General features: G+C 46.4%; 26 protein-coding genes, 1 pseudogene and 1 riboswitch. Of the genes and pseudogenes, 21 read left to right on the forward strand and 6 right to left on the reverse strand.

The window, feature by feature from the left end; genetic code table 11:
* The first annotated feature begins 20 nt into the window (after window positions 1-20).
* The 13 genes from ACFOGI_RS16615 (at window position 21) to ACFOGI_RS16675 (ending at window position 11,762) form a co-directional block, all read left to right on the forward strand.
* A complete protein-coding gene (locus ACFOGI_RS16615) occupies window positions 21-425 on the forward strand; it encodes an acyl-CoA thioesterase (RefSeq protein WP_390275051.1) in 405 nt (134 codons plus the stop codon).
* A 36-nt stretch (window positions 426-461) separates the two neighbouring features.
* Window positions 462-1,520 (forward strand): phosphotransferase family protein, encoded by a 1,059-nt coding sequence (locus ACFOGI_RS16620; RefSeq protein WP_390275053.1) that lies wholly within the window; start codon window positions 462-464, stop codon window positions 1,518-1,520.
* Between the two features lie 21 nt (window positions 1,521-1,541).
* Window positions 1,542-2,333 (forward strand): 2-phosphosulfolactate phosphatase, encoded by a 792-nt coding sequence (locus ACFOGI_RS16625; RefSeq protein WP_390275056.1) that lies wholly within the window; start codon window positions 1,542-1,544, stop codon window positions 2,331-2,333.
* The gene (locus tag ACFOGI_RS16630) at window positions 2,299-3,093 is read left to right on the forward strand and encodes an enoyl-CoA hydratase/isomerase family protein (protein WP_390275058.1); all 795 of its coding nucleotides are present in this window, start codon (window positions 2,299-2,301) and stop codon (window positions 3,091-3,093) included. The genes ACFOGI_RS16625 and ACFOGI_RS16630 overlap by 35 nt, the downstream gene beginning before the upstream one ends.
* Before the next feature lie 41 nt (window positions 3,094-3,134).
* Window positions 3,135-4,805 carry a long-chain fatty acid--CoA ligase gene (locus ACFOGI_RS16635; RefSeq protein WP_390275060.1) on the forward strand — a complete coding sequence of 557 codons (1,671 nt, stop codon included), beginning with the start codon at window positions 3,135-3,137 and terminating at the stop codon, window positions 4,803-4,805.
* 74 nt (window positions 4,806-4,879) lie between these two features.
* Window positions 4,880-5,743, forward strand: a complete 864-nt coding sequence (locus ACFOGI_RS16640; RefSeq protein ID WP_390275062.1) for a branched-chain amino acid ABC transporter permease — start codon at window positions 4,880-4,882, stop codon at window positions 5,741-5,743.
* Window positions 5,744-6,739: a branched-chain amino acid ABC transporter permease gene (locus tag ACFOGI_RS16645; RefSeq protein WP_390275064.1), complete on the forward strand. Its 996-nt coding sequence runs from the start codon at window positions 5,744-5,746 to the stop codon at window positions 6,737-6,739. It begins immediately after the preceding gene.
* Window positions 6,740-6,743: 4 nt separating this feature from the next.
* Window positions 6,744-7,508: an ABC transporter ATP-binding protein gene (locus ACFOGI_RS16650; protein WP_390275066.1), complete on the forward strand. Its 765-nt coding sequence runs from the start codon at window positions 6,744-6,746 to the stop codon at window positions 7,506-7,508.
* Window positions 7,501-8,208, forward strand: a complete 708-nt coding sequence (locus ACFOGI_RS16655) for an ABC transporter ATP-binding protein (RefSeq protein WP_390275068.1) — start codon at window positions 7,501-7,503, stop codon at window positions 8,206-8,208. Before ACFOGI_RS16650 ends, ACFOGI_RS16655 begins: the two co-directional genes overlap by 8 nt.
* Window positions 8,209-8,253: 45 nt before the next feature.
* The gene (locus ACFOGI_RS16660) at window positions 8,254-9,447 is read left to right on the forward strand and encodes an ABC transporter substrate-binding protein (RefSeq protein ID WP_390275071.1); all 1,194 of its coding nucleotides are present in this window, start codon (window positions 8,254-8,256) and stop codon (window positions 9,445-9,447) included.
* Between the two features lie 17 nt (window positions 9,448-9,464).
* A complete protein-coding gene (locus tag ACFOGI_RS16665) occupies window positions 9,465-10,478 on the forward strand; it encodes an NADP-dependent oxidoreductase (RefSeq protein ID WP_390275073.1) in 1,014 nt (337 codons plus the stop codon).
* A 12-nt stretch (window positions 10,479-10,490) separates the two neighbouring features.
* A complete protein-coding gene (locus ACFOGI_RS16670; protein ID WP_390275075.1) occupies window positions 10,491-11,471 on the forward strand; it encodes an MBL fold metallo-hydrolase in 981 nt (326 codons plus the stop codon).
* Between the two features lie 84 nt (window positions 11,472-11,555).
* A complete protein-coding gene (locus ACFOGI_RS16675) occupies window positions 11,556-11,762 on the forward strand; it encodes a CsbD family protein (RefSeq protein WP_390275077.1) in 207 nt (68 codons plus the stop codon).
* A 74-nt stretch (window positions 11,763-11,836) separates the two neighbouring features.
* Here ACFOGI_RS16675 and ACFOGI_RS16680 read toward each other — a convergent pair whose 3' ends face one another.
* Window positions 11,837-12,493, reverse strand: a complete 657-nt coding sequence (locus ACFOGI_RS16680; RefSeq protein ID WP_390275078.1) for a hypothetical protein — start codon at window positions 12,491-12,493, stop codon at window positions 11,837-11,839.
* 133 nt (window positions 12,494-12,626) lie between these two features.
* Window positions 12,627-14,110 (reverse strand): annotated as a pseudogene (locus tag ACFOGI_RS16685) (potassium/proton antiporter).
* Window positions 14,111-14,281: 171 nt separating this feature from the next.
* Here ACFOGI_RS16685 and ACFOGI_RS16690 point away from each other — a divergent pair.
* The 6 genes from ACFOGI_RS16690 (at window position 14,282) to ACFOGI_RS16715 (ending at window position 16,894) form a co-directional block, all read left to right on the forward strand.
* Window positions 14,282-14,593, forward strand: coding sequence for a hypothetical protein (locus tag ACFOGI_RS16690; RefSeq protein WP_390275080.1), 312 nt, complete (start codon window positions 14,282-14,284; stop codon window positions 14,591-14,593).
* A 97-nt stretch (window positions 14,594-14,690) separates the two neighbouring features.
* Window positions 14,691-14,803: riboswitch (SAM riboswitch) on the reverse strand.
* A gap of 162 nt (window positions 14,804-14,965) precedes the next feature.
* Window positions 14,966-15,406, forward strand: a complete 441-nt coding sequence (locus tag ACFOGI_RS16695) for a hypothetical protein (RefSeq protein ID WP_390275083.1) — start codon at window positions 14,966-14,968, stop codon at window positions 15,404-15,406.
* A gap of 166 nt (window positions 15,407-15,572) precedes the next feature.
* A complete protein-coding gene (locus tag ACFOGI_RS16700) occupies window positions 15,573-15,872 on the forward strand; it encodes an iron-sulfur cluster assembly accessory protein (RefSeq protein ID WP_390275085.1) in 300 nt (99 codons plus the stop codon).
* Window positions 15,873-15,990: 118 nt separating this feature from the next.
* The gene (locus ACFOGI_RS16705; RefSeq protein WP_390275087.1) at window positions 15,991-16,158 is read left to right on the forward strand and encodes a hypothetical protein; all 168 of its coding nucleotides are present in this window, start codon (window positions 15,991-15,993) and stop codon (window positions 16,156-16,158) included.
* 191 nt (window positions 16,159-16,349) lie between these two features.
* Window positions 16,350-16,517, forward strand: coding sequence for a hypothetical protein (locus ACFOGI_RS16710; protein WP_390275090.1), 168 nt, complete (start codon window positions 16,350-16,352; stop codon window positions 16,515-16,517).
* A 71-nt stretch (window positions 16,518-16,588) separates the two neighbouring features.
* Window positions 16,589-16,894 carry a hypothetical protein gene (locus ACFOGI_RS16715; RefSeq protein WP_390275092.1) on the forward strand — a complete coding sequence of 102 codons (306 nt, stop codon included), beginning with the start codon at window positions 16,589-16,591 and terminating at the stop codon, window positions 16,892-16,894.
* Here the strand turns inward: ACFOGI_RS16715 and ACFOGI_RS16720 are convergent.
* Genes ACFOGI_RS16720 through ACFOGI_RS16730 form a run of 3 tightly spaced genes read right to left on the reverse strand, consistent with a single transcriptional unit; the run spans window position 16,891 to window position 19,497 of the window.
* Window positions 16,891-17,913: an aliphatic sulfonate ABC transporter substrate-binding protein gene (locus ACFOGI_RS16720; RefSeq protein WP_390275094.1), complete on the reverse strand. Its 1,023-nt coding sequence runs from the start codon at window positions 17,911-17,913 to the stop codon at window positions 16,891-16,893. The two genes, ACFOGI_RS16715 and ACFOGI_RS16720, sit on opposite strands and share 4 nt — an antisense overlap.
* Window positions 17,914-17,960: 47 nt before the next feature.
* Window positions 17,961-18,722 carry an ABC transporter permease gene (locus ACFOGI_RS16725; RefSeq protein WP_390275095.1) on the reverse strand — a complete coding sequence of 254 codons (762 nt, stop codon included), beginning with the start codon at window positions 18,720-18,722 and terminating at the stop codon, window positions 17,961-17,963.
* Window positions 18,700-19,497 carry an ABC transporter ATP-binding protein gene (locus tag ACFOGI_RS16730; protein ID WP_390275097.1) on the reverse strand — a complete coding sequence of 266 codons (798 nt, stop codon included), beginning with the start codon at window positions 19,495-19,497 and terminating at the stop codon, window positions 18,700-18,702. Before ACFOGI_RS16730 ends, ACFOGI_RS16725 begins: the two co-directional genes overlap by 23 nt.
* Before the next feature lie 247 nt (window positions 19,498-19,744).
* Between ACFOGI_RS16730 and ACFOGI_RS16735 the strand changes: the two genes are divergently transcribed.
* Window positions 19,745-20,392, forward strand: a complete 648-nt coding sequence (locus ACFOGI_RS16735) for an SDR family oxidoreductase (protein ID WP_390275099.1) — start codon at window positions 19,745-19,747, stop codon at window positions 20,390-20,392.
* Between the two features lie 72 nt (window positions 20,393-20,464).
* On the opposite strand, the gene ACFOGI_RS16740 is transcribed toward ACFOGI_RS16735, so the two are convergent.
* Complete coding sequence (locus ACFOGI_RS16740) at window positions 20,465-21,685, reverse strand: helix-turn-helix transcriptional regulator (RefSeq protein ID WP_390275101.1); 1,221 nt, start codon at window positions 21,683-21,685, stop codon at window positions 20,465-20,467.
* A gap of 163 nt (window positions 21,686-21,848) precedes the next feature.
* Between ACFOGI_RS16740 and uidA the strand changes: the two genes are divergently transcribed.
* Window positions 21,849-23,660 (forward strand): beta-glucuronidase, encoded by a 1,812-nt coding sequence (gene uidA, locus ACFOGI_RS16745; RefSeq protein WP_390275103.1) that lies wholly within the window; start codon window positions 21,849-21,851, stop codon window positions 23,658-23,660.
* The last annotated feature ends 182 nt before the right edge of the window (window positions 23,661-23,842 follow it).

Here is a 23,842-nt window from a genome sequence, read left to right on the forward strand (position 1 = left end):
TGGAAGAAAGGAGGGATTTGATGGCTTCCCATGAAATTGACGTTTATGTCCGTTTCGCTGAAACGGATGCTGCCGGCCATGTAAACAATGTCAGTTATTTTTTGTACTTTGAAGAGGCTAGGACTAAATTTTTCCAGGAAATATGTCCGGAAAGGGATCATTCCTTTAATTTCATTCTGGCGTCCATTTCCTGTGATTATGTCTCCCAGGCCTATGCCGGTCAGGAGCTGAAGGTATTGACAGATGTGGAGAAAGTAGGAGGGAAAAGTTTTACGGTCTGTCATACGTTGGTGGATCCGGCGACAGAAATAACTCTAGCAAAGTCTCAGGCCGTCACTGTCTGCTATAACTATGAAGAACAGCGGTCCATCATGATCCCGGACAAAGTACGGTGCAAGCTGGAAAACTGTCTAACCGTACAATAAAATAGTTCAGAATATTCGTTCTATAGGAGGGGAGAAATGTCACTAGAGACAATCCCGGTTCGTAAAGGAGAAGAACTGAATCAGGAAAAACTGGAAGCCTATCTGCGGAAGCATATCCCTGAACTGCCAGATGAGCGGCTCGAAATATCCCAGTTTCGAGCGGGTAGATCCAACTTGACGTACCAACTGCAAATGGGGTCATGGGAGGCTGTCTTGCGGCGGCCCCCACTTGGTCCAGTGGCGCCTAAAGCACATGATATGGAGCGGGAATTCACGATCATCAAGGAAATTCATCCACATTTTCCGCCTGCCCCAAAGCCATATCTGTTTTCTGATGAACATCTGTTGGGCAGTCCCTTTTTCATTATGGAGAGAAAGCACGGGAGAGTTCTCGACACTTCTTTTCCCGAGGATGTACATGTCACAGAAGACCTATGTCGCAATATCTCCCAGCAGATGATAGATAATCTTGTTGCATTGCATGATATTGATTATTCCAAAATGAAGTTGAAGGAAATGACGAAACCTGAGGGGTTCATGGAACGCCAAGTACACGGCTGGATCAAAAGATATGACAGGGCTCGCACGGACGATATCAAAGGAATGGATTGGCTGAAGAAGTGGTTGGTTGACCATATTCCTGTTTCACCGGCACCAACGGTCATCCATTATGATTTTAAGCTGAATAACGCTATGTTTAATGAGGACTTCAGTGATTTGATTGGATTGTTCGACTGGGAAATGACAACGGTGGGGGATCCATTGGCAGATTTGGCAGTATCAATGAGCTACTGGACACAGGAAGGGGACTCTCCACTGCTGAGCAAAGGAATGGGAGAAGAATCTGTTACTGTCCGCCCTGGATTCATGACAAGGGCAGAGTTCATGGAGGCGTATGCTGCAAAGAGTGGAAGAGATGTTTCCCATATGGATTTTTATTTGACTTTCGCTTATTTCAAATTGGCGGTCATCTGCCAGCAAATCTATTACCGCTGGAGGAAAGGACAGACACAGGATGAACGGTTCGCCCAACTAGATTCGTATGTCCATAATCTCATTCAATATGCACAGGAGACAGCCGGCAGCAAGATATGATGGATAAAAAGGTGGGAAAGAATGGGGAAATTACATGTCCTTTTGAAGAAGGAAGAATTGGATGCCCAAAGGCTGGATGACAGTAAAATCGTGGTAGTGTTTGACATACTTCTTGCCACATCAACCATTACAGCTGCCCTACATTACGGTGCACGGGAAGTGGTACCTGTGATCGACGGAGCAGCGGCAATGGAAGAAGCAGCACAAAGAGAGAAAGGAGGTTTTGTTTTAGCTGGTGAGTATCAGGGAGTAACGATTGAGGGGTTTTTAGCTCCATATCCACAAGGGCTGAAACAGAAAGTTGCCGGAAAATCAGTGGTGCTATCTACTACCAATGGTACGGTTGCTATCCGCAAAGCTGTCGGAGCTAAAATGGTCTATACTGCTTCCATGCTGAATACCCTGGCTGTTGTCCAGCATCTGCTAGAAAGCCATAAGGATGAAACCATTCTGTTGGTTTGCGCCGGCTCTTCCGGTGAATTCAATATCGAGGACTTCTATGGTGCAGGTTATTTCATTGATGCTTTGACGGAAAACTCCAGACAGAACTGGAAGTATACCGATGCCTCTTTTGCAGCGCATGAATTCTACAAAGGAGCTGTAGAAAACGGACGGAAGCTGTTCCACCAATCAAGCGTAGGGAAGATGATCGGAAAGCATGGGTTTGAAGAGGAAGTCGATTTCGTGCTGCAGAAGGATATCTATCCAATAGCGTCTTATGTGAACAGTGATCTAGCGGTGATTGCCGAACAAATAAAAGAGGATGGGAGCGAAGTGCATGCAGTCCACGGAAACCAATCATTTAATGATTAAGAAAGAAGATGGCATTTTGAGTATTACGTTGAACAGGCCGGATAGCTTGAATGCTTTCAGCACCGAGATGATCTCAGGGATCTCGGATGCCATCCGTGAAGCAAAAACGGATGATACCGTACGTGCGGTTACCATCGCAGGTGCAGGCCGCGCCTTCAGTGCGGGTGGAGATGTGAAACGGATGGGCAGTAATACTCCAATGGACACCTATGCCCATCTTGGAAATCTAAACAACTTGATTCTGTCCATGAAGGAATTGGAGAAGCCGATCATAGCGGTCGTTCATGGCTATGCGGCAGGTGCCGGTTTCAATCTGGCGATGGCATGTGATTTGATTCTCGCGGAAGATGATACCAGATTCATCATGAGCTTTTCAAAAGTAGGATTGATTTCAGACGGAGGTGGACTGTACTTCCTAACCAGACAGATTGGTCCGTACCGGGCAAAGGAATTGATGTTTAATGCGGAGCCGATTACTGCCGAGGAGGCGTATCATCTGGGCATTGTCAATCACGTGTATCCTGCAGGGGAGCTGAAGGAAAAAGCCGACAATTTTGTCCGGCGAATAGCGGAAGGGCCTTCTACTGCTTATGGGTTCATTAAGAAAATTGCAGACAAAGCATTGACATCCAACCTTGAAGAAATCCTTGAACAGGAGAGGATCACCCAGGCTACTGTCGCCACTTCTGCAGAGCACCGGGAGGGGGTGCAGGCATTCAAAGAGAAACGGCAACCGGATTTCAAAAGAAGCGGACAGTAAGATGGCAGATATTTGACTCATAATCAAGGGAGAGTGAATACATGTTAACCCGTCATTATGACTATTGGCCGAAACTATCTAAGTCACTGACCATTCCAGAAACACCTCTCTATGACAATCTGGCTGTCAGTGCCAGCAGGTATCCGGACCACCAAGCCATCTATTATTATGGAAATGAAATCAGTTACCGGCAGCTAGAGCGTGAGGTAGATTCACTTGCCGGCTATTTGCAGGCAGAACTCGGGGTGTCCAAAGGGGAAAAAGTGCTGTTGTATATGCAGAACTCCCCCCAATTCGTCATTGGCTTTTATGCCATTTTGAAAGCCGGTGGAGCAGTAGTCCCGATTAACCCTATGTTGACAGCAGACGAGCTTGAATTTTATGTGAAGGATTGCAAGATCGTAAATGCATTGGTTGGTCAGGAACTTTATGGGAAAGTGGCTCCGCTGCTTAAGAGTACTTCCTTGGAAAATCTGATTATCGCTGCCTATTCTGATTATGCTGGCGAGAGTTTTCCATTGGAAGTGCCGGAAGAGGTGAAACAGCCGCGGACCAACTTTGATTCTCCCCGCCATTACTACTGGGAGGATTGTGTAAGGGCCGCAGATGCTCCACAAGAATTGGGAATGAAAGCGGATGATTTAGCTGTACTGCCATACACATCCGGCACTACTGGCTTGCCTAAGGGGTGCATGCATACGAACAGTACGGTCCAGGCCAACACAGTGGGAGCAGCAAACTGGGCAGGAGCATCCGCAAACAATATCCACTTGGCCACCCTGCCATTCTTTCACGTTACAGGTATGGTCCATAGTATGCATATGCCCATCTACACAGGCGGAACGATGGTCATTATGACTAGGTGGGACAGAAAGACAGCAGTTGAATTGATCGACAATCAGCGCTGCACGAATTGGGTAGCCATCAGCACAATGATCATCGATTTCTTGGCTAATCCACAGCTGAAAGCAGAACAGCTCTCCTCCCTGCTATCAATATCCGGGGGCGGGGCGGCACTGCCGGAAGCGGTTGGAGAACAGCTCTATCAATTGACTGGGCTTAAATTTGTAGAAGGATACGGCCTGTCAGAAACCATTGCACAAACGCATTTCAACCCAGCAGATCGACCAAAGATGCAGTGTCTGGGCATTCCTTCCTTTGATGTGGACGCAAGAATTATCGATCCGGCGACACAGAAGGAACTAGGTGTCGGAGAAGTGGGCGAAATCATTGTGAATGGACCACAGATCATGACGGGTTATTACAATCGGCAGGAAGAAAATGAAAACGCTTTTATAAAACTGGATGGAAAACGGTTTTTCCGTACAGGCGATATTGGCAGGTATGATGAGGAAGGCTATTTCTTCATGGTCGATCGGGTAAAACGGATGATCAATACATCCGGGTATAAAGTATGGCCGACAGAAGTTGAATCTTTCCTCTATAAACATCCTGCCGTCCAGCAGGCATGTGTCGTCGGGATACCTGATGCGAAAAAGGGGGAAACCGTAAAAGCTTTCATCATCCTCAAACAGAATGAGAAAGAAAAGGTTACAGAAGAGGAAATCATCGAATGGAGCAAGCAGCATATGGCAGCTTACAAGTATCCGCGGGAAGTCGAGTTCTTAGATTCACTGCCAACAACCAGCAGTGGGAAGATTTTGTGGAGAAAACTGCAGGAAAAAGAATGGGAAAAGTCTGAGTTGAAATAATTGCCACTGGGAGCTGCAGGTGACATTCCTTCCGCTCCCAGGCTGAATAACTTTTACGGAAAGGGGAGGAAAAAGTGGATATATTTCTGCAGCAGATCTTTAATGGTTTGACCGTTGGCAGTGTTTACAGCTTGGTAGCTTTGGGATTGACCCTTGTATACGGAATCTTGCACATTCCTAATTTTGCCCATGGTGCCTTATACATGCTTGGAGGTTATATAACATTGACCATGATGGTCTACCTAGGCATGAATTACTGGATGGCCATCCTGGTCTCTATCCTGGTTGTCGGCCTGACAAGCGTTTTGATGGAACGATTGGTCTTTCATCCATTACGTCACTCTACGCCAATTCAGCACAAGGTTGCAGCAATCGGTGTTCTGTTGTTCTTGGAAGCATTGGCACAATTGGTCTGGGGAGCTGATTTCCGGCAGATGCCGACTCCATATGGGGGTGTCATCAACTTTGCTGGACTGACGTTTACCGGACAGCGACTTCTGATCGTAGTAGCGGCCGTCTTAGTGATGGTGCTTCTTTACCTGTTCTTGAAGAAGACATTTACCGGTGCCACCATTGTCGCCATGGCACAGAACAGGGAAGGGGCTTCACTAGTAGGTGTGAATACCAACAGGGTAGCCATTCTTACCTTCTTCATTGCAGGAACCTTGGCTGCCATCGGCGCTTCGCTGTCGTCACCTATCAACCTCGTATTTCCTGGGATGGGGCATCTTGTCATACTCAAAGCTTTCGTCATCATCATTATTGGTGGAATGGGTAGCATTCCTGGTGCCATTCTCGGCGGCTATATTCTCGGTTTCAGTGAAAGTATCGGAGCTACCTATATTTCTAGTGATTATAAGGATATTATTGCTTTTGTCCTGCTTGTTGCAATCCTGTCCATCAAGCCACAGGGAATCTTTGCTAAAGGGGGAGTGTAAGTGAAATATATTCTGGATAAGAAAGGACTTCTTGTAGTCCTGATCGCTCTAGCCCTCCTCTTTCCTTTAGTAGTACCGAACCAGTACTATATCCATATTCTTACATTGGCCTTCATCTGGACGATAGCCGTTTATGGGTTGAACCTGTTATCCGGGTTTACAGGATATCTGTCACTGGCACACGCGGGGTTTTTCGCCATCGGTGCGTACTCGCTTGGACTGTTGACCGTAAAAGCGGGGATGGGATTCTGGCCGGCATTTTTCCTTGCTCCTCTCATTACCAGTGTCATCGGCTTCTTCATCGGAATGGCTGCTCTCCGCACGAAGGAACATTTCTTTGCCATCTATACCCTTTGTGTCGGTTATATCATCTACCTGGTCATAGATAAATGGGACAGCCTGACGGAAGGAGTGAGGGGGCTGATGGGAATTCCGGCACCAGGAAATATCGGTCCGATTTCCCTTTCCAGTCCATTGGCCCAATATTACTTTGTGTTTGCTGTTTTGCTTCTCGTCATTTTGGTGGTGTATAGGATTGTCCATTCCTTGACAGGGAGGTCTTATATCGCTATTCGCAACAGCGAGCAGTTGGCACAATCATTGGGAATCTCACCGATAAAAAATAAGATGGCTTCTTTTGTCCTTTCTACTTTCTTTGCAGGTGTGGCAGGCGCGTTATATGCAAGCTTCATCCGTTTCATCGGTCCAGAAATTGCCTATACGACGATCACCTTTGATTTGCTTACGTATATGATTGTCGGCGGTATTGGAACTTTATCAGGCCCGTTGATCGGCACACTTCTGATCGTCTGGCTATCCCAGAATCTGCAGTTTCTCCAAGATTATCGGATGCTTATCTTTGGTCCACTGCTGACTCTGTTGATCATATTCTCACCAGGCGGGATTGTTGGTGCTTTCCGGAATTGGCAGTTCAACAGGCAGGAGAAGAAACGGTTATATACCGCAAGTCTGAAAAAACAGGCACAGGAGGGGTGATGCGATGTACTTGGAAACAAGGAATCTGACAAAGAGGTTCGGTGGACTCACAGCAATCAGTGGAGTAGATTTTGGAATCGAAAGAGGGAAAGTGAATGCGATCATTGGTCCGAACGGTGCAGGAAAATCAACATTCTTTCACTTGATTACGGGCATCCACCGCCCAAGTGAGGGAGAAGTCCTTTTCAAAGGGAAGGATATTTCAAAGCTGCCTCCTAATAAAATTGCAGAATTGGGGGTAGCTCGCACCTTCCAGACTACCAATCTATTTGAAAGAGCGACCGTGTTTGAAAATGTGGTAGTAGGCCACCGGCTCCGCACAAGGTCTAATCTGTTCGATGCTGTGTTCCGTACGAAGCGGCTGAAGGAAGAAGAGGAAAAATGTAAGGAAAAAGCTTTGAAGGTGCTGGATTTTGCTGGCCTCTCCGCAATTACGGATCGAGTAGTCACCAATATTTCTCAGGAAGAGAAGAAACGAGTGGCTTTCGCGCTTGCTTTGGCAACCGATCCTGAAGTGATTTTTCTTGATGAGCCTACTGCAGGGGTCAATCCCGATGAGACGGAAGAGCTTTCCCTGCTGATTGAGAAAATGGCGCAGAAGGGCATTACCGTATGCCTGATTGAACACAAGATGAAAATGATCATGAATATGGCAGACAAAATAATGGTGCTGAATTATGGCGAGAAGATTGCTGAAGGCACACCAGAGGAAATCAACAATAATGATGAAGTCATCAAGGCGTATCTAGGGGGAGATGCCAGTGCTTGATTTGAAGCAGGTGACCGTGAACTATGGCAATTTTTCTGCTGTCCAGCAGGCAGAGATATCCGTAGAAAAAGGAGAAATTGTTGTACTGCTTGGAGCAAACGGCGCCGGCAAGAGTACAACCTTCCAGGCAATCAGCGGCTTGGTTAAACCTTCAGAAGGGGAGATCCTGTTCAAAGGAAATCAAATCAGTGGTAAATCTCCTGATAAGATTGTCCAGATGGGAATCGTTCAATGTGCGGAAGACCGCAAACTGTTTCCACAGATGAGCGTAGAACAGAATCTGATAATGGGAGCCTATGTCCACCGGAAAAATAGGAAATTGATCAAGCAGACCTTGAGAGAGGTTTACGACTTGTTTCCCATATTGTATGACAAGCGTGGGGAATTTGCCGGCTCTTTAAGTGGTGGGCAGCAGCAGATGCTGGCAATCGGCAGAGCACTGATGGCCAAGCCGGATCTGATGCTCCTCGATGAACCTTCCATCGGTCTGGCTCCCTTGATTGTTGAACAGATGTTTGAAAGCATCCAGCATATCAACAAAGAGGGAACTACCATTCTTCTCGCGGAACAGAATGCCAATGCTGCCTTGAGTATTGCGGATAAAGGATATGTCTATGAAAATGGCCGGATTGTGGTAGAAGGAAAATCGGAGGAACTTTTCGCCAATGAGGAAGTCCGGAAAGCATACGTTGGTGCTTAAAAGCGGGAGATGCCAAGCAGATCTATAAAATCAGGAGGGATATGGATGAAACGTGCTGGAATGGTATTCATGTTGGGACTATTGCTGTCATTGCTGGCAGCCTGTATTGATTCAGCCGGGAATACGGGCGAAGGGGCAGAATCAGGAGATAATAATGGCGAGAATATTGTAAATATCGGTTATAGCGGACCGTTAAGCGGTGCTGCAGCCTATTATGGAGAGAACACACTAAATGGTCTCGAGCTGGCAGTAGAGGAAATCAATGAAGAAGGCTTTGAAGTGGGAGGAGAAACATACAAGCTGAATGTAGTAGCCTTGGATGATAAGTATTTGCCGAATGAGACGGCTGCCAATGCCCGTAGAATGGTACAGGAAGATGATACGCCGATTATTTTTACTCCCCATAGCGGTGGAATCTCCGCCCTGCAGGTGTTCAATGAGCAGGAGAAGTTCCTGATCGGTGCGTATTCCAGTGAACCGGCTATTACGGAAGCAGGAAACTCACTGACTGTACGCATTCCGCCAAGCTATGACGGCTATTTGGAGCCATTTACAAAATACTCCATGGAGCGTTTCGGAAATAAACTGGCAGCCATTCCTCCAGTCACCCAGTATGGAAAGGATTGGGCTGAAGCTCTGCTTCCGCATTGGAAAAGCGAAGGGGGAGAAGTGGTATATGAATCTTCCGTGGATTTCTCCAAGGATACCGATTTCTTCACTCTCTTGACAAATGCATTAGAAGAAGATCCTGATGTCCTGTTTATTGGCGGACCATCCGAGCCAACGGCCAAAGTAGCACAGCAAGCAAGAGATTTGGGGTTTGAAGGCGGTTTTATGATCATGGACCAGGCGAAATTGGATGAAATGAAAAATGTGACGGAAAATGATTCCTATGAGCCGTTTGAAGGTGCTATTGGTACCATGCCGCTAGTGAACGCAGATTATCCGGGTGTACCAGCTTTCGTCGAAAAGTACCAGGAGGAATATGGGAAAGATCCTGGTTCAGAAGCCGGCTTCCATTATGTTGCCATGTATATCTTCGTGGAAGCGATGAAAGCTGCAGGCAATGTGGAAGATGCTGAAGTAATTCGAGAGCATATCCAGGAAGGCTTGGATAACTTGCCGGAGGAGAAAAAAGTTTACGTAATCCCGTCCATCGGTGAGGATGGAGGTTTTGAGATTAACACGAGGTACGGGTCGGTAGAAGACGGAGAAATCGTCCCTTACACAGGTGAATAATAAAGGAGGAAGACTGAATGACGAATACCAATCGTTGTATATTACTGGCCAGCCGGCCGGAAGGTATGCCTGATGAGGGAAATTTTGAGCTGGTTGAAGAGGGTGTACCTGAGCCCGCAGATGGAGAACTGCTGATCCAAACCATTTATTTGTCTGTGGATCCCTATATGCGAGGGAGAATGACGGGGGTAAGGACATATATTTCTCCGTTTGACACAGGGAAAGTGTTGACAGGCGGAGTTGTCGGCAAGGTGGTGGTTTCCAGGAATCCAAACTTTGAGAAAGGCGAAATGGTGACAGGGAATTTGCCATGGGCCGATTATTCTTTGTCTGATGGAAAATATCTACGGAAATTGGACCCCGAGGCAGCCCCTGTTTCAACGGCATTGGGCATTGCGGGTATGCCTGGGCTCACTGCCTATTTTGGCCTGTTGGACATTGGAAAGCCGCAGCCGGGGGAAACGGTGGTCATCTCCGGTGCAGCGGGTGCTGTAGGTACGGTCGCAGGACAAATCGCCAAGCTGTACGGATGCAGGGTGATCGGTATTGCAGGTTCCGAGAAGAAAACTTCTTACCTTCAACAGGAATTGGGATTTGATGCAGTGATCAATTACCGTACGGAGAATATGAAAGAGGCTGTGAAGCAGCATTGCCCGGATGGGGTGGATATTTATTTTGATAATGTGGGCGGCCCCATCTCCGATATGGTAATGAAAAGAATCAACTATAAGGCAAGGATCATTCTCTGTGGGCAGATTTCCCAGTATAATTTGAAGCAGCCAGAGCAAGGCCCCCGCCTTCAAGGCCAGCTGATCCAGCGAAGTGCTCTGATGCAGGGATTCATTGTATCTGATTATGCAGACCGGCATGCGGAAGGAATCAAGCAGCTCGGACAATGGCTGAAGGATGGTAAGCTGCAGTACAGGGAAAATGTTGTAAACGGATTAGAAAACGCTCCTCAGGCCTTTATCGGTCTATTTCATGGAGAGAACCTCGGTAAACAACTGGTGAAAGTTGCAGACGAGCAATAAGGAGGGTGGGCGATGACGGTACAGAACCCGACGTCAGCCAAAAGTGCAAAAGATTTATTGCAAAAATATGGACTGCATCCTGTTACCCTGGACCTTCCTTTTCGGCTCGACCATGTGAACTGCTTTATGGCAGAGGGAGAGAATGGATGGACAGTTATAGATACAGGGCTCCACAATGAACAGACGAAAGCCAGATGGCGGGAAGAGCTGTCCGGTAGAAAGGTAGCTGAAATCTTGGTTACCCATTACCATCCGGATCACTTCGGATTCGCGGGAGGGATGCAGGAGTGGACCGGAGCTGTAGTCCGGATGTCCCTGACGGACGCTGAACTTGGACTCAGGGCCTGGCAGTCCGATTTTCTGGGACGGTTGCGAGAGAATTATAAAAGAGCCGGTGTACCGGATGAGATAGGGAAAGAAATGGCGGATAATACAAAAGACTTTATTCCCCGGGTGACACCTTATCCCACCATTACGGACCACCTGGAAGAGGGGGAGAATGTGGCGATCGGTGGCTGGGAATACGAAGTTATTTTTACGCCGGGGCATTCGGATGGGCTTGTAACGTTATTCAACAAAGAAAACAGGATATTGCTTTCAACGGATCATATTTTGCCGAAGATCACGCCTAATATTTCCTATTGGTTCCATGGGGATCCCGACCCGCTTGGGTCCTATTTACAATCATTGGAAAAGATAAAGAAATTGGACGCTGAGCTTGTCGTTCCTTCCCATGGTCTGCCATTCTATGGAGCGAATGATCGCTTGATGGAGATCCAAAGGCATCATGACCGACGCTTGGATGAAGCCCGCGAAGCGATTGACGGAGGTGCCACAGTATACGATGCCTGCCTTAAGTTGTTTCGCAAGGATCTTACTGTCCATGAAGTCCGTTTTGCGATCGGGGAGACCTTGTCTCATTTAGAATATTTGCGGCATAGAGGACAGTGCCACCGGGAATTAAAAAATGAGGTGTACTGGTACTATATATAGGTGTGCCAGGACACCATTTGTTTTCCTCCCATCCATGAAAGGGTATATATCCATACATGCTAAATTTTTGATGGAGGGATGGAAATGGCAAGCAATCATTTAGGTGACAAAGCAAAAGGGATGAAAGATAAGATGAAAGGTATGGGCAAAGAGGAAATCGGCAGAATGACTGGAGACAGCCGTAAAAAATCGGAGGGCATGGTCGACAGGATGCTCGGGGAAGCAAAAGATGAACGCGGAAATACAAAAAAGAACCTGAATTCATGGGAGAAGAAACGGAAATCCGATTAGGAACTTGAAAGGGGAGGCGCTATTCATATAGTGCCTCCCCTTTATTGCAATCATAGCCAATCGGCCATCATTGGCTATGATTCATCTGTCTGTTCAAATGCGTCCGGATAGACAATCGTATCCGTAATCTCTCCGGTCTCCCCATTTTCTATGTTTACGGTCACCTCATAATTTTCTGGATTTACCCCATCCAATAATTGATAAAACATGCCACTGAAACCTAGGCTGACTGCAGCAAATCCATCAAAGCTATTATCAAATGCTTCCTGGTCAACTACCATGGTGAATTCAGAAAAATTACCATTGGAGGTGATCTCTTGGATGGAAGGCAGGTCTTCACTGTCAGCCATTTCGTCCATGCTGGCGGTAATCTCTGTTTTGTATTCTTCCATCAGCTCCCTATGTTTGCGCTTGGACATTTTATAGGTGAGCGAACCATCATCATGTTCAACAACTTCATCAATACCCATTTCTTTTGCATCAGCAATGAGTTGATCCATGTCAGCTACACTATCGCTTGATTCAAAGAAAGAGGCAGGGAAAGTGATTTCCACATTCAGTAGCCCTTCGTCCACCTCGACGGATTCATCCTCAGTATTAGAATTAGCCGAGCTATCACTATCGGTATCCTGATCATTCGAAGAGGTGTTTTCCGCATCTCCCGGCTCCTCGCTGCCACATGCAGCCAGCGCAGACATGAATAATAGTAAGATAAGTACAAGCTTTTTCAACTTTTCTATTCCCCCTGTGTTTTTTCTTATCTTACCATACGACAGAGGTGAGGAAAATATGAGGTATGGTATTAATCAAGTATCAATGGAGGTGATTATCAGAACAGGAATGGACAACCGGCTGTCCACTTATTTATCCGTCGGAAAGATTGTCTCCTCTCAATACAGCCTCCAAGTCATCGATTTTATCATTTGGAACCAATACATAAATGAGATCGCCCTGCTGTAATTCTACGTTTCCATGTGGCGCAAGTGTATCTCCTTCCCTCAGTATGATGGCAATATTGGCTTTTGCTGGAAAGCCTGTCTCCTTGATTTTCTTCCCATTGACTGTTGTGGTTTTATCTACTTTGTATTCCAGTAATTGGATATCCTGCTTTCCAACCGAAAGGAAATCCAAAGAATGGAGTGGATTCAATTCAGTCGGTTTGGCCACTTGCAGTTTATCAGCAACCAATGCCATGGTTGTCCCCTGAAAGATGGTCGAGGACAGAACGACAAAGAAAATCACATTGAAATATAACTGACTATGCTCCAGTCCTGCGAGCATAGGAAATAGGGCAAGGACGATAGGAACAGCACCACGGAGGCCGGCCCAGGACAGGAATAACTTTTCTTTCAAATTGAATTTCATGCCTGCGACGGAGATGAATGTAGCAGCTGGCCGGGCAATGAACATGAGGATGAGAGACAACAAGAGTCCTTTGAAGACGATGCCCCATGTAAATAGGTCTCCCGGGATGACAAATAAGCCGAGAATCAAGAACATGACAATCTGGGCAATCCAGCTGAATCCTTCATTAAATCTCAGGATGGTATTCCGCTGTTTCAATCCGGTATTTCCAATGACCAGAGCAGCAACATAGACAGCCAATAAGCCACTGGCGTTGGCAAGGGATGCTGTACTGTATGCTAAAAAGGCAAACGAAAAGGCAAGCAAGGGATAAAGTCCGCTCGAAGCCAGGTTGATCCGATGCAGCCCTTTGCTGGCGGCCCAGCCGATCAGCAGCCCAATTAGCAGTCCTCCGCCCATCTGCCAAAGGAATTGCATGATGAGACCTAAAAGCCCGGCATGATCCCCAGTTACAAAAGATATAAGGGTCACGGTCAGGAATACAGCCATTGGGTCGTTCGCACCAGATTCCCCCTCAAGGGTAGCATCCAGCCGGTCATTGATATTCTTGCCGGCAAGCATAGCAAATACGGCTGCAGCATCAGTTGAACCAACAAGCCTCCTATCAGAAATGACTCTGCCCAGCCAAGGCCGAAGATGAACTTTGCTGCTATCCCCAGGATCGCCGATGTGAGAAAGACACCTAATGTAGCAAGTGATACAGCCGGGAATGCCATCGGGCGTATGGTACTCCAATTAGTTTTGATACCGCCGTCAAAAAGAATGATGACCAGAGCCATCATCCCGATCAACTGGGCAATTTGTGGATCCCGGAATTGGATCAAATTAAGTATTTCTCCCCCGAGTACCATGCCGACCCCAATGAAAAAAATGAGGGAAGGTGCATTAATTCTGGTGGAAAATTGAACCCCTAGTATGCTTATGATAAATATAAGGGAAATTGTCAGGATGAAAAAATTAGTATCCAATAGTTCTTCTAACATGCACAGGCCTCCAGTAAAAAAATGGCTTTTTTTACTATTCCCCAAGTAATGATGTCAAACACCTGGCATGCTGCTATTAAGGTCAGTTGGTGGAATTGGCTAGGCCGTATATTTTCCTTTATCCAGGGGAAGATAACATAAGATAAACGGATATGGGAAAGGGTGTTCAGATTGCGAGGAAAGTTGTTTGCAGTGATAGGAATGATATGTTTTACTGTTGCCATTTGGCCGAGCGAAGAGATTCAAGCCAAGGTGGAAGAAGGAGAAGAACTATCACACAACTGGGAGGAATCCAGTACAAGCGAGGATATCATTCATGCCGACAGCCATGAATATACCTACTGGAAGAACTTTCTACGGGTAACCCGCACATGTGATATTTCTCATCGAGTGACGACTACTGTCTACTATTGTGATGTCCATGACCATACAAAATCGGAAACAAATCTGGAAGAGGTCATGCACAGTGGTAAGCACCGTTGATCAACCGGCCGCCTTCCTACTGGGCGGTTTACTATCGGTGCGCAAAAAAAAGCCCTTTCTTTAACAAAAAGGGCACAAGAGCAAGATCTTTATCCGCTTCTCATCTTTCAGGACTAGGCAATCCTATGTCCTGGTGGAATTGGCACAGTCTCGCAGGAGGCCGATGCCGAGGTTTCCAGGGGCCATTCCCTCCACCTCTCTGGATAAGAAGTACATATGTAATTGGTTAATAAGCTACACGCTTTTCGGGAAAATGTCAATACCTTTAGCGAAAAATGGTGAATTTTTTAATTTTTCTGCTCCGACATATCTCCTAAAGCCAAACTTATTGTATAATTGCCCCAAACATCAAGTTATGAGGGGGGATAAGCAATGAGGAAAGCTGTTCTGCCACTGCTTCTGTCCGTATGCATTCTGCTGGGAGGCTGTATGAATCAGGCATCGGCACGGGTGGTGGAGGATATGTATAATGCCGCCCTTGTCGGCAACGACGAATATATACAAGGAATCTTCTCACGGTATGATGAAGAGTTGGACAAACCTATGGAAGAAGTATCCAAAGATCTCGCTTCTCAGGTACAGCATATGCAGGGCGTAAAGAATATGAGTATCCAACAGCTGCGCAAGTGGGAGATCCAGTCAGGGGTCGTTGACCGAATGACTGAGAAATATGAGGACAATTGGCATCTGATCGTTGCCCGGCTGGATGAAGACCGAGTCAATCTCTGGACGGTCAGGAAGGACGGTTATTATTTTATCGCTGGCTGCGAAGAACTGAGAAACGAGGAATATCAGCAAAAAATCCTGAAGTAATGTCAGGGTCTGTTCTGTAAATAATGAAATAGCAGCAAAGGGAATCCATCGGACAACGATTGGTATCCCTTTGCATGGACTTAACGATCCGTATCATGCGGAACCTTTTTCATTTCCTTTCTAAAGTGAGATAATAGGAGGGAATATACGAAATGGAGGATTTCCAATGAGAGTAAAAATGAATCGAAATGCGGCTAAAGAGCTCAAGAAAATACTGGAAAGCGAAGAAGCGGAAGGTAAAAAAATCCGCGTATATATTACGGAAAATCACGGGAACCATGCCCATTTCGGCATCGACCTTGACACACCGACAGAACATGATGAAGTGGTGGAGACAGATAAAGGCATTGATATCCTGTTGGATAAGCGGGAAGAATTCCTGGACAATTTGTGGATCAAGTACTTCTATGTGGATGACAGAGGATTTGAAGTAACCAATCTTACTACAGGTGCACATCACCATTAATAGATTGTTTTCCTTTGACAACTGTAAGAGGAGGCAACAGCGCAGATAATTTGGCAGGAGCAGGAGAATCAGCAGGAGCACCGGTTAATCGGCAGGAGCACGCCGAAATCGGCAGCAGATGCAGTTTATCAGCCGAAGCCGCGAAATATCTTCCGGAGAGAAAATAAATCGGCAGCACCCGCAGGAAATCGGCCGGAGCATCGGTTTATCGGCAGTAGCACGCCGAAATCGGCAGCAGATGCAGTTTATCAGCCGAAGCCGCGAAATATCTTCCGGAGAGAAATAAATCGGCAGCACCCGCAGGAAATCAGCAGGAGCATCGGTTTATCGGCAGTAGCACGCCGAAATCGGCAGCAGATGCAGTTTATCAGCCGAAGCCGCGAAATATCTTCCGGAGAGAAAATAAATCGGCAGCACGTGCTGGAAATCGGCCGGAGCACCGGTTAATCGGCAGGAGCACGCCGAAATCGGCAGCAGATGCAGTTTATCAGCCGAAGCCGCGAAATATCTTCCGGAGAGAAAATAAATCGGCAGCACATGCTGGAAATCGGCCGGAGCATCGGTTTATCGGCAGTAGCACGCCGAAATCGGCAGCAGATGCAGTTTATCAGCCGAAGCCGCGAAATATCTTCCGGAGAGAAATAAATCGGCAGCACCCGCAGGAAATCAGCAGGAGCATCGGTTAATCGGCAGGAGCACGCCGAAATCGGCAGCAGATGCAGTTTATCAGCCGAAGCCGTGGGATATCTTCCGGAGAGAAAATATATCAGCAGCACATGCTGGAAATCGGCCGGAGCATCGGTTTATCGGCAGTAGCACGCCGAAATCGGCAGCAGATGCAGTTTATCAGCCGGAGCCGCGGGATATCTTCCGGAGAGAAAATATATCAGCAGCACATGCTGGAAATCGGCCGGAGCATCGATTTATCGGCAGAAGCACGCCGAAATCGGCAGCAGCACAGGTTTATCGAAAATAGTTATATAAAAAAGAGTAAGGCCGCCATTGGGCCTTACTCTTTTTAGTTCGATTCATTCTCAATAAAACTGGTGTCTACCAAACCGGTCAGGTCTGGTGCTTCATCCAGGAATTCAAGATCATAGGAGGAATCGGCGAAATTCTGAAGTACCTCTCCATCAATTTCATAGGTGAAGTTGATGCGCTCCCATGCATTATCAATCGCTGAAGCAGAAAGTTCTTGGTCTGTGATATCTTTGATTTTATCAATGGCAATGGTTTTAGACTCTTCCGGGTTTTCCTGGATAAATTCTGTAGCCTTTTTATGAGCGTCCACCAGATTCTGTATCAATTCAGGATCTTCATCCGCAAGGCGCTGGGAAGTGACGAAAACAGCTGCCGGAAGGGTTTCGCCATATGCTACATCCGATGTATCGACAAGCACCTCTCCGCTGCCCTTTTCCTCAATGACAGAGGCCCATGGTTCAGGTACAGTAGCTACATCGACGTTGCCTGTGGTAAACATACTGTGGTACGTAGCCGGTTCACCTGTGACATGCTTCATCTCACCCTTCACCCGGTCGGAAGTGAGCCCATATTCTTCCTTCATCATGGTTTCAAATTGGACATCATGGGTGCATCCTACTCGTGGAGAAATGAACGTCTTGCCGGCTAGATCTTCAGGGCTTTCGATATTTGCGTCATTTCTTGCCATGATGACGGTGCCGCCGGTAGAACCTGAAGCAACAATGTTGACTTCTGCACCGCTTGTATAGTGGTTCATCGCAGGTCCTGGGCCAACCAGTCCTCCCTCGATTTCTCCTGTTTCAATGGCTGTCATGAATGCTGATCCATCGGGGAAGTATTGATAATTCACCTGTGTCCCGTCAGGAAGTGTCTCTGAATAGAGATCTTTTTCCTCCGCTACCATTCCGGCAACATGGTTGATGTTCGGGAAGTAGCCAATAGTTATTTCGTCTCCGCTTGACTCTGCCGCATCTGTATTTCCAGACGATTCTCCGCTGCCGCATGCAGTAAGCACAAGTCCCAGCAAAAGAAGCAGTGCACTGAATAAAAATTTCTTCATATTTCTATCTCCCTCTCTCTCAGATAGTCTTATAGATTGCTATATTCTTATTTCACCAGTCCCCAACGTTTCATCACATTTTTCTCTAACTTGGAAAAAACCAGGTTATCTACGACTGCCCCAATCACACCGATAATGATGATGATGGCGATGACCTGATCCATCCGTGCATAGTCCTGAGCGTAACTAAGTGTATACCCCAATCCGGGACCGTTACTCAACAACTCACCAGCCATCAATGCTCTCCAACTGAATGCCCATGCGAGTCGGATGCCACTCATAAAGTAAGGGATGCCTGCCGGTATCTCCACCCGGTAAAAGAGCTTTATGCCTGTTGTTCCCATTGTCCTTGCTGCCCGGACGAACTGTGGTGGGACATTATGAATAGCGGAGCGGACATTCAGAGCCATGACGAAGGTTCCGCCAAGTACGACGACGAAAATCACGGCAAATTCCGAGAAACCGAACAACATGATTGCCAGAGGAACCCAGACAATGCTCGGAATACTTTGCAGAGCAATCAAATACATGCCTGCTGTTTCATCCGCCTGTTTCGATTTTCCTAAAATGACACCGACCACGGTACCAATGAGTACAGCCATTGACATGCCGGTAAACAAGTGGCGGAAACTGGCTCCAAGTGCAACGAAGAAATCTCCGTCGGCAAATCCATTATATAAAGCAGCTGCTACCTTTGCTGGGGGAGGAAAGATAATCTCCTCAAAAATCCCCAATGCATATACCAGCTGCCAAAGTCCGATGATTACTGCTAGAAATAAAATGCGTTTAATTGCTATGTTCCACTTCATTAGACAGCTCTTCCTTTAACACTTTATTGATTTCACCTTCAAGAAGGTCCATCACCTGTTTTTCCATATTGATCACTTCCTGATCTTCCCGTTTTCTTGGACGGGGCAGGTCGACGGAGAAGTCGGCAATGATCCGGCCCGGCCGTGTCCCCATTACGACGACCCGATCTGATAGTTTGATAGCTTCATGGATACTATGCGTAACAAACAGGATTGTTTTCTGTGTCTCCTGCCATATTTTAACCAGTTCATCATGTAGGATATGCCTGGTCTGTTCATCGAGAGCTCCAAACGGTTCATCCATCAACAGAACCTTGGGATCCATGGCGAGTGCACGGGCGATGGCCACCCGCTGTTGCATACCACCTGATAGTTCATAGATATAGTGGTCTTTGAACCTGCTTAGCTGCACCATCTTCAGGAAATGATCCGCTCGCTTATTGGCTTCTTTTTTGCTCATTTTTCCCTTCAATGGGAACGTGATATTATCCCGGACATTGAGCCAGGGAAACAAGGAAGCCTGTTGGAAGACCATCCCCCGGTCAGGTCCGGGTTTTTTGATTTCATCATCTTCCAGATGGATTGCCCCTTCTGTAGGATGTTCCAGACCGGCGACCATGGATAGTAGTGTAGACTTTCCGCAGCCGGAAGGACCAAGAATGGAAACAAATTGATTTTCCGGTATGGATAGATCGACTCCGGAAAAAACTTCGAATGATGATTGCTTTGTATCGTCGGTGAATGTTTTTCCGACCTGCTGTAACTGCAGAAACACCGGTCAATTCCTCCTAACTATTTAATTCCTATAAAAAAAGTGGGTTTTAGTTGTATATCATTATACGCATAGAAGATGTAATACGTCAATATCTTTCATCATTATTCCTATCATACTTCTTGGTAATGATTTTGCCAGATCGGAGGCTTGGTAACTAAATCCTTCGGGAATCCTGACGCTAGACAAACCGAACGTGCCCCGATACGATAAATATAGAACAAAACCAGACTGTGAAAGGGTGGTACGATTGAAAACACTGATAGTTGGCGCAAACGGAAAGATTGGTAAGCATTTGGTCCGTAAAATAGTAGAAAATGGCCAAGAGGCAAGGGCCATGATCCGAAAAGAAGAACAGGCTTCCTATTTTGAGGACCTTGGTGCTGAAACGGTGGTTGTCGATTTGGAAGACAGTGTGGAATCGATTCAAAAAGCCGTTGAAGGTGTAGACGCCGTAGTATTTACAGCGGGCTCTGGGCCGAATACAGGGAAAGATAAGACCATACTGATCGATCTGGATGGTGCAGTGAAAACCGTGGAGGCTGCCCGGGCGGCAAATGTAGAACGCTTTGTGCTTGTCAGTTCATTTGATACAAGCAGGGAAGCAATTGTGGAGGCCCCATCATCTTTTTCGCCATATGTGGCGGCAAAGCGTTATGCTGATGTGGCACTACGCAACAGTGGACTATCGTACACGATCGTTCATCCTGGCATACTGACCAATGATGATGCAACAGGCAAAGTCTCCGCGGCGGAGAAGGTACAGCGAGGAGAAGTACCTCGTGAAGATGTAGCGGAAGTCCTCTATCAGACGCTCCAGACATCTTCCACCATTGGGAAGGCATTTCAGGTGGTAAGCGGAGACACCCCTGTCAAAGAAGCTGTAGAGTCATTATAAATAAAGAATGCAACAAGTGACATATGGAATACGTCTAAAAAGCCCCGACAGTCTGCCGGGGCTTTTTAGATATTATTCTTTCTCTCTTATATATTGGGTGGGAGTCTTGCCTATATGCCGCTTGAATACTTTGCTGAAGTAATTGACATCACTGAAGCCGACCATCAGTGCAATATCTGTTATGGATATCGTATCACGCTGCAAGTACCATTTTGCTTCCTCTACACGCTTTCGGTTGATAAAAGTTGTGACACTCCATCCGGTTTCAGCCTTGAATCTTCTTGAAAGATGGGAAGGAGTGACGAAGAGCTGGGCGGCAATTCCATCCAGAGACAGCTTTTCTCCAAGATTCAATTGGATAATATCAATGGCCTGACGAACGATCCGGCTGTATCCACCTGTAGAAAACTGCTGGACAAGGTCACAATACTCATCGGCCATCATGGCCATCAGTTTCTCCAGGCTTTGCATGGTTGTTACTTTTTCTACCAATATGGCAAATCGCTCCGACATATTATGCAGATAGACGGGGTGTACCCCAGCCCTTTCGGCGGCTACCCGATACAGTGTGTTGGTAACAAATGCGATGTTTTTCGAAGCACGGAGCGGATTCCCTGGAATCCGGCCGGAAAAATTCATGATATCGGAAAATTGGCTGTAGACCCGGTGCACCGCCTCTTTATCTCCTTTGGTAATATGATGCATCAACTCATTCTGTACCTTATACCGTTTTTCAATAATATGTTTATTTTCCTCGATATCCACTTGAAGGCGATCGGGGGTGAGCACCGGTTTTGCTGTGTCAGGCTCCATGTAGTGGGCGTCCACCTGATGATGTGCCAATAGATTGACGATCAGCTCTCCAGTGTTTTTTAACTCTAAATCACTTAAGAGGGGGAGGGATTGGTAAAATTCCTCCAGAGTCTTCCGCTGTCCGATCGGCAGGTTATTGGAAGATATGACATCTTGCATATGGTCGAGAATAGAGAGTCCAGAAATAAAAGGACCCGTCAACAGGATTCCATGAAAAACACCTCTCTTCCATAAGCCTACGGCGATATACTCCAAGTTATATGTATTGATATGGTGATAATAAGTATGGACTGGCTGCTTGCGAAGCTTGTCACAGAGAAATGCTGTCTCCTCATGTAGATGGTCCACGACTACCGGAAGGGTATGGTTCACAAGCTTGGTGATGGATAAGCCCGAGGAGTCAAACAGCCTCGTATCTATTTTGGTGACAGAGTGGATCAATCTGCTCTTCTTTATAAAATCCTCAACGTCCAGTTTCATTGCCAATGTCTCCCTTTCCTTTTTCCTGAATGCATTATAGCAAATTTCTACGAAGTTGATCATAAATTTACGATTAATATGTCGAAGTTTGTTGTAAAATAAAACGTAAACCCCTTACAAAATATGATTTTTAATAGGAATATAGAAATGGAGGAAACAAATCATGTTATACCCAATTGCAACAGATAGCCGTGTTGTCATCGATTTGAGTGGCATCTGGAACTTTATGCTCGAAGATGATAAGCAGGAGGTTGATGTGAAGCAGCCGCTTCCAACAACAGACTCCATGGCAGTACCAGCATCTTTCAATGACCAGTCCGTTGCTCCGGAAGTGCGTATGCATACAGGGTATGTATGGTATGAAAAGGAATTCACAGTTGCCAAGGCCCTGCGCGGTGAACGTCTTGTGCTCCGCTTCGGCTCTGCTACCCATGAGGCATGGGTCTATCTGAATGGAGAGCTGCTTGTACATCATAAAGGCGGATTCACCCCGTTCGAAGCAGAAATGAACGACCTTCTGCAAGATGGAACCAACCGTTTGACTGTGCGTTTGAGCAATATTCTCGATTATACAACGCTGCCTGTCGGTAATTATACAGAAAAGGAAGATGAAGACGGCAACCTGGTAAGAAATGTGGATGAGAATTTCGATTTCTTCAACTATGCAGGACTGCATCGCCCTGTTCGTATTTATACGACTCCAAAGGACCACATTGAAGATATCGTGATTGTACCGGAAGTGGACTTGGAGAAGAAGAAAGCAGACGTGGCATTATCCGTGAAAACAGGCGGAGAATTTGATGAAGTGCGTATTACCGTGCTAGATGAAGATGGGAAGGAAGTGGCCCGTACTTCTGGAACCGAAACAACGGTGACCATTGATCATGTAAACCTTTGGCAGCCGCTCAATTCCTACCTGTACACAGCCAAAGTGGAAGGTATCAAGAACGGAGAAACGGCCGATGTATATAATGAGCCATTTGGTGTGCGCAAGGTGGAAGTAAAAGAAGGGAAATTCCTGTTCAATGGGGAACCATTCTACTTCAAAGGCTTTGGTAAACATGAGGATACATTTGTACGCGGACGTGGTTTGGATGAAGCATATAATGTGCTTGATCTGAATCTGATGAAAGATATGGGTGCAAACTCATTGCGTACCTCACATTACCCTTATTCCGAAGAAATGATGCGACTTTGTGACCGTGAAGGAATCGTGGTCATCGATGAGACACCTGCAGTAGGGCTGATGGCATCCTTCAACTTCGACCTTTCCATGCTGGAAAGAGGAGCAGTAGATGACGGCACATGGGATAAAATGGATACGACCGAAGCACATGAACAAGTGATCCGCGAGCTGATTGACCGTGATAAAAACCATGCTTGTGTTGTGATGTGGTCGATCGCAAATGAACCTGCATCCTATTCCAAAGGTGCCTATGAGTACTTCAAGCCATTATTCGACCTGGCCCGTGAGCTGGATCCACAAAATCGTCCGCTGACATTCGTCAATATCATGCTGGCGAAGCCAAAAGCAGATTTGTGTGCAGATCTGGTGGATGTGATTGCGCTCAACCGCTACTATGGCTGGTATGTGAACACAGGAGATCTGAAAGAAGGGGAAAAAGGTACACGTGCAGAGCTGCTGGAATGGCAGGAGAAATATCCGGAAAAACCGATGATGTACACCGAATATGGTGCAGATACGGTTGCCGGAATGCACAGCATGTACCATGAGCCGTTCAGTGAGGAATACCAGGAAGATTATTACCGGATGAACAGTAAAGTATTTGATGAAATTCCTAACTTTATCGGTGAGCAGCTGTGGAACTTTGCAGACTTCCAGACGAAGTTCGGCATCATGCGTGTACAAGGGAATAAGAAAGGGATATTTACACGGGCAAGAGAGCCGAAAATGACGGTCCGTTATCTCAGCGAGCGCTGGAACAGTATTCCAGATCTTGGATATAAGAAGTAATTTTTATAAGCAAAAACCCTTGAAGTATCGTAATACTTCAAGGGTTTTTATTTAGGAGACAAAAGCCCCGTAGAAATTTTATTTAGTGGAGATAACCGTGCGGAAATATGCTTCGCTTTTGGTGTGACCCCCAATAGTTGGAGTTTTATTAGGCAACGATTAGATCGGTATGAAGTCGGTAT

Source organism: Virgibacillus xinjiangensis, from assembly GCF_042643145.1.
Taxonomy (GTDB): Bacteria; Bacillota; Bacilli; order Bacillales; family Amphibacillaceae; genus Virgibacillus_O; species Virgibacillus_O xinjiangensis.

What these genes read in the sequence shown, in the direction of transcription:
- ACFOGI_RS16615 (WP_390275051.1), top strand. Translation starts at nt 21, where the DNA reads ATGGCTTCCCATGAAATTGACGTTTATGTCCGTTTCGCTGAAACGGAT.
- ACFOGI_RS16620 (WP_390275053.1), top strand. Translation starts at nt 462, where the DNA reads ATGTCACTAGAGACAATCCCGGTTCGTAAAGGAGAAGAACTGAATCAG.
- ACFOGI_RS16625 (WP_390275056.1), top strand. Translation starts at nt 1,542, where the DNA reads ATGGGGAAATTACATGTCCTTTTGAAGAAGGAAGAATTGGATGCCCAA.
- ACFOGI_RS16630 (WP_390275058.1), top strand. Translation starts at nt 2,299, where the DNA reads ATGCAGTCCACGGAAACCAATCATTTAATGATTAAGAAAGAAGATGGC.
- ACFOGI_RS16635 (WP_390275060.1), top strand. Translation starts at nt 3,135, where the DNA reads ATGTTAACCCGTCATTATGACTATTGGCCGAAACTATCTAAGTCACTG.
- ACFOGI_RS16650 (WP_390275066.1), top strand. Translation starts at nt 6,744, where the DNA reads ATGTACTTGGAAACAAGGAATCTGACAAAGAGGTTCGGTGGACTCACA.
- ACFOGI_RS16660 (WP_390275071.1), top strand. Translation starts at nt 8,254, where the DNA reads ATGAAACGTGCTGGAATGGTATTCATGTTGGGACTATTGCTGTCATTG.
- ACFOGI_RS16665 (WP_390275073.1), top strand. Translation starts at nt 9,465, where the DNA reads ATGACGAATACCAATCGTTGTATATTACTGGCCAGCCGGCCGGAAGGT.
- ACFOGI_RS16670 (WP_390275075.1), top strand. Translation starts at nt 10,491, where the DNA reads ATGACGGTACAGAACCCGACGTCAGCCAAAAGTGCAAAAGATTTATTG.
- ACFOGI_RS16675 (WP_390275077.1), top strand. Translation starts at nt 11,556, where the DNA reads ATGGCAAGCAATCATTTAGGTGACAAAGCAAAAGGGATGAAAGATAAG.
- ACFOGI_RS16695 (WP_390275083.1), top strand. Translation starts at nt 14,966, where the DNA reads ATGAGGAAAGCTGTTCTGCCACTGCTTCTGTCCGTATGCATTCTGCTG.
- ACFOGI_RS16700 (WP_390275085.1), top strand. Translation starts at nt 15,573, where the DNA reads ATGAGAGTAAAAATGAATCGAAATGCGGCTAAAGAGCTCAAGAAAATA.
- ACFOGI_RS16705 (WP_390275087.1), top strand. Translation starts at nt 15,991, where the DNA reads ATGCAGTTTATCAGCCGAAGCCGCGAAATATCTTCCGGAGAGAAAATA.
- ACFOGI_RS16710 (WP_390275090.1), top strand. Translation starts at nt 16,350, where the DNA reads ATGCAGTTTATCAGCCGAAGCCGCGAAATATCTTCCGGAGAGAAAATA.
- ACFOGI_RS16715 (WP_390275092.1), top strand. Translation starts at nt 16,589, where the DNA reads ATGCAGTTTATCAGCCGAAGCCGTGGGATATCTTCCGGAGAGAAAATA.
- ACFOGI_RS16720 (WP_390275094.1), bottom strand. Translation starts at nt 17,913, where the DNA reads ATGAAGAAATTTTTATTCAGTGCACTGCTTCTTTTGCTGGGACTTGTG.
- ACFOGI_RS16725 (WP_390275095.1), bottom strand. Translation starts at nt 18,722, where the DNA reads ATGAAGTGGAACATAGCAATTAAACGCATTTTATTTCTAGCAGTAATC.
- ACFOGI_RS16740 (WP_390275101.1), bottom strand. Translation starts at nt 21,685, where the DNA reads ATGAAACTGGACGTTGAGGATTTTATAAAGAAGAGCAGATTGATCCAC.
- uidA (WP_390275103.1), top strand. Translation starts at nt 21,849, where the DNA reads ATGTTATACCCAATTGCAACAGATAGCCGTGTTGTCATCGATTTGAGT.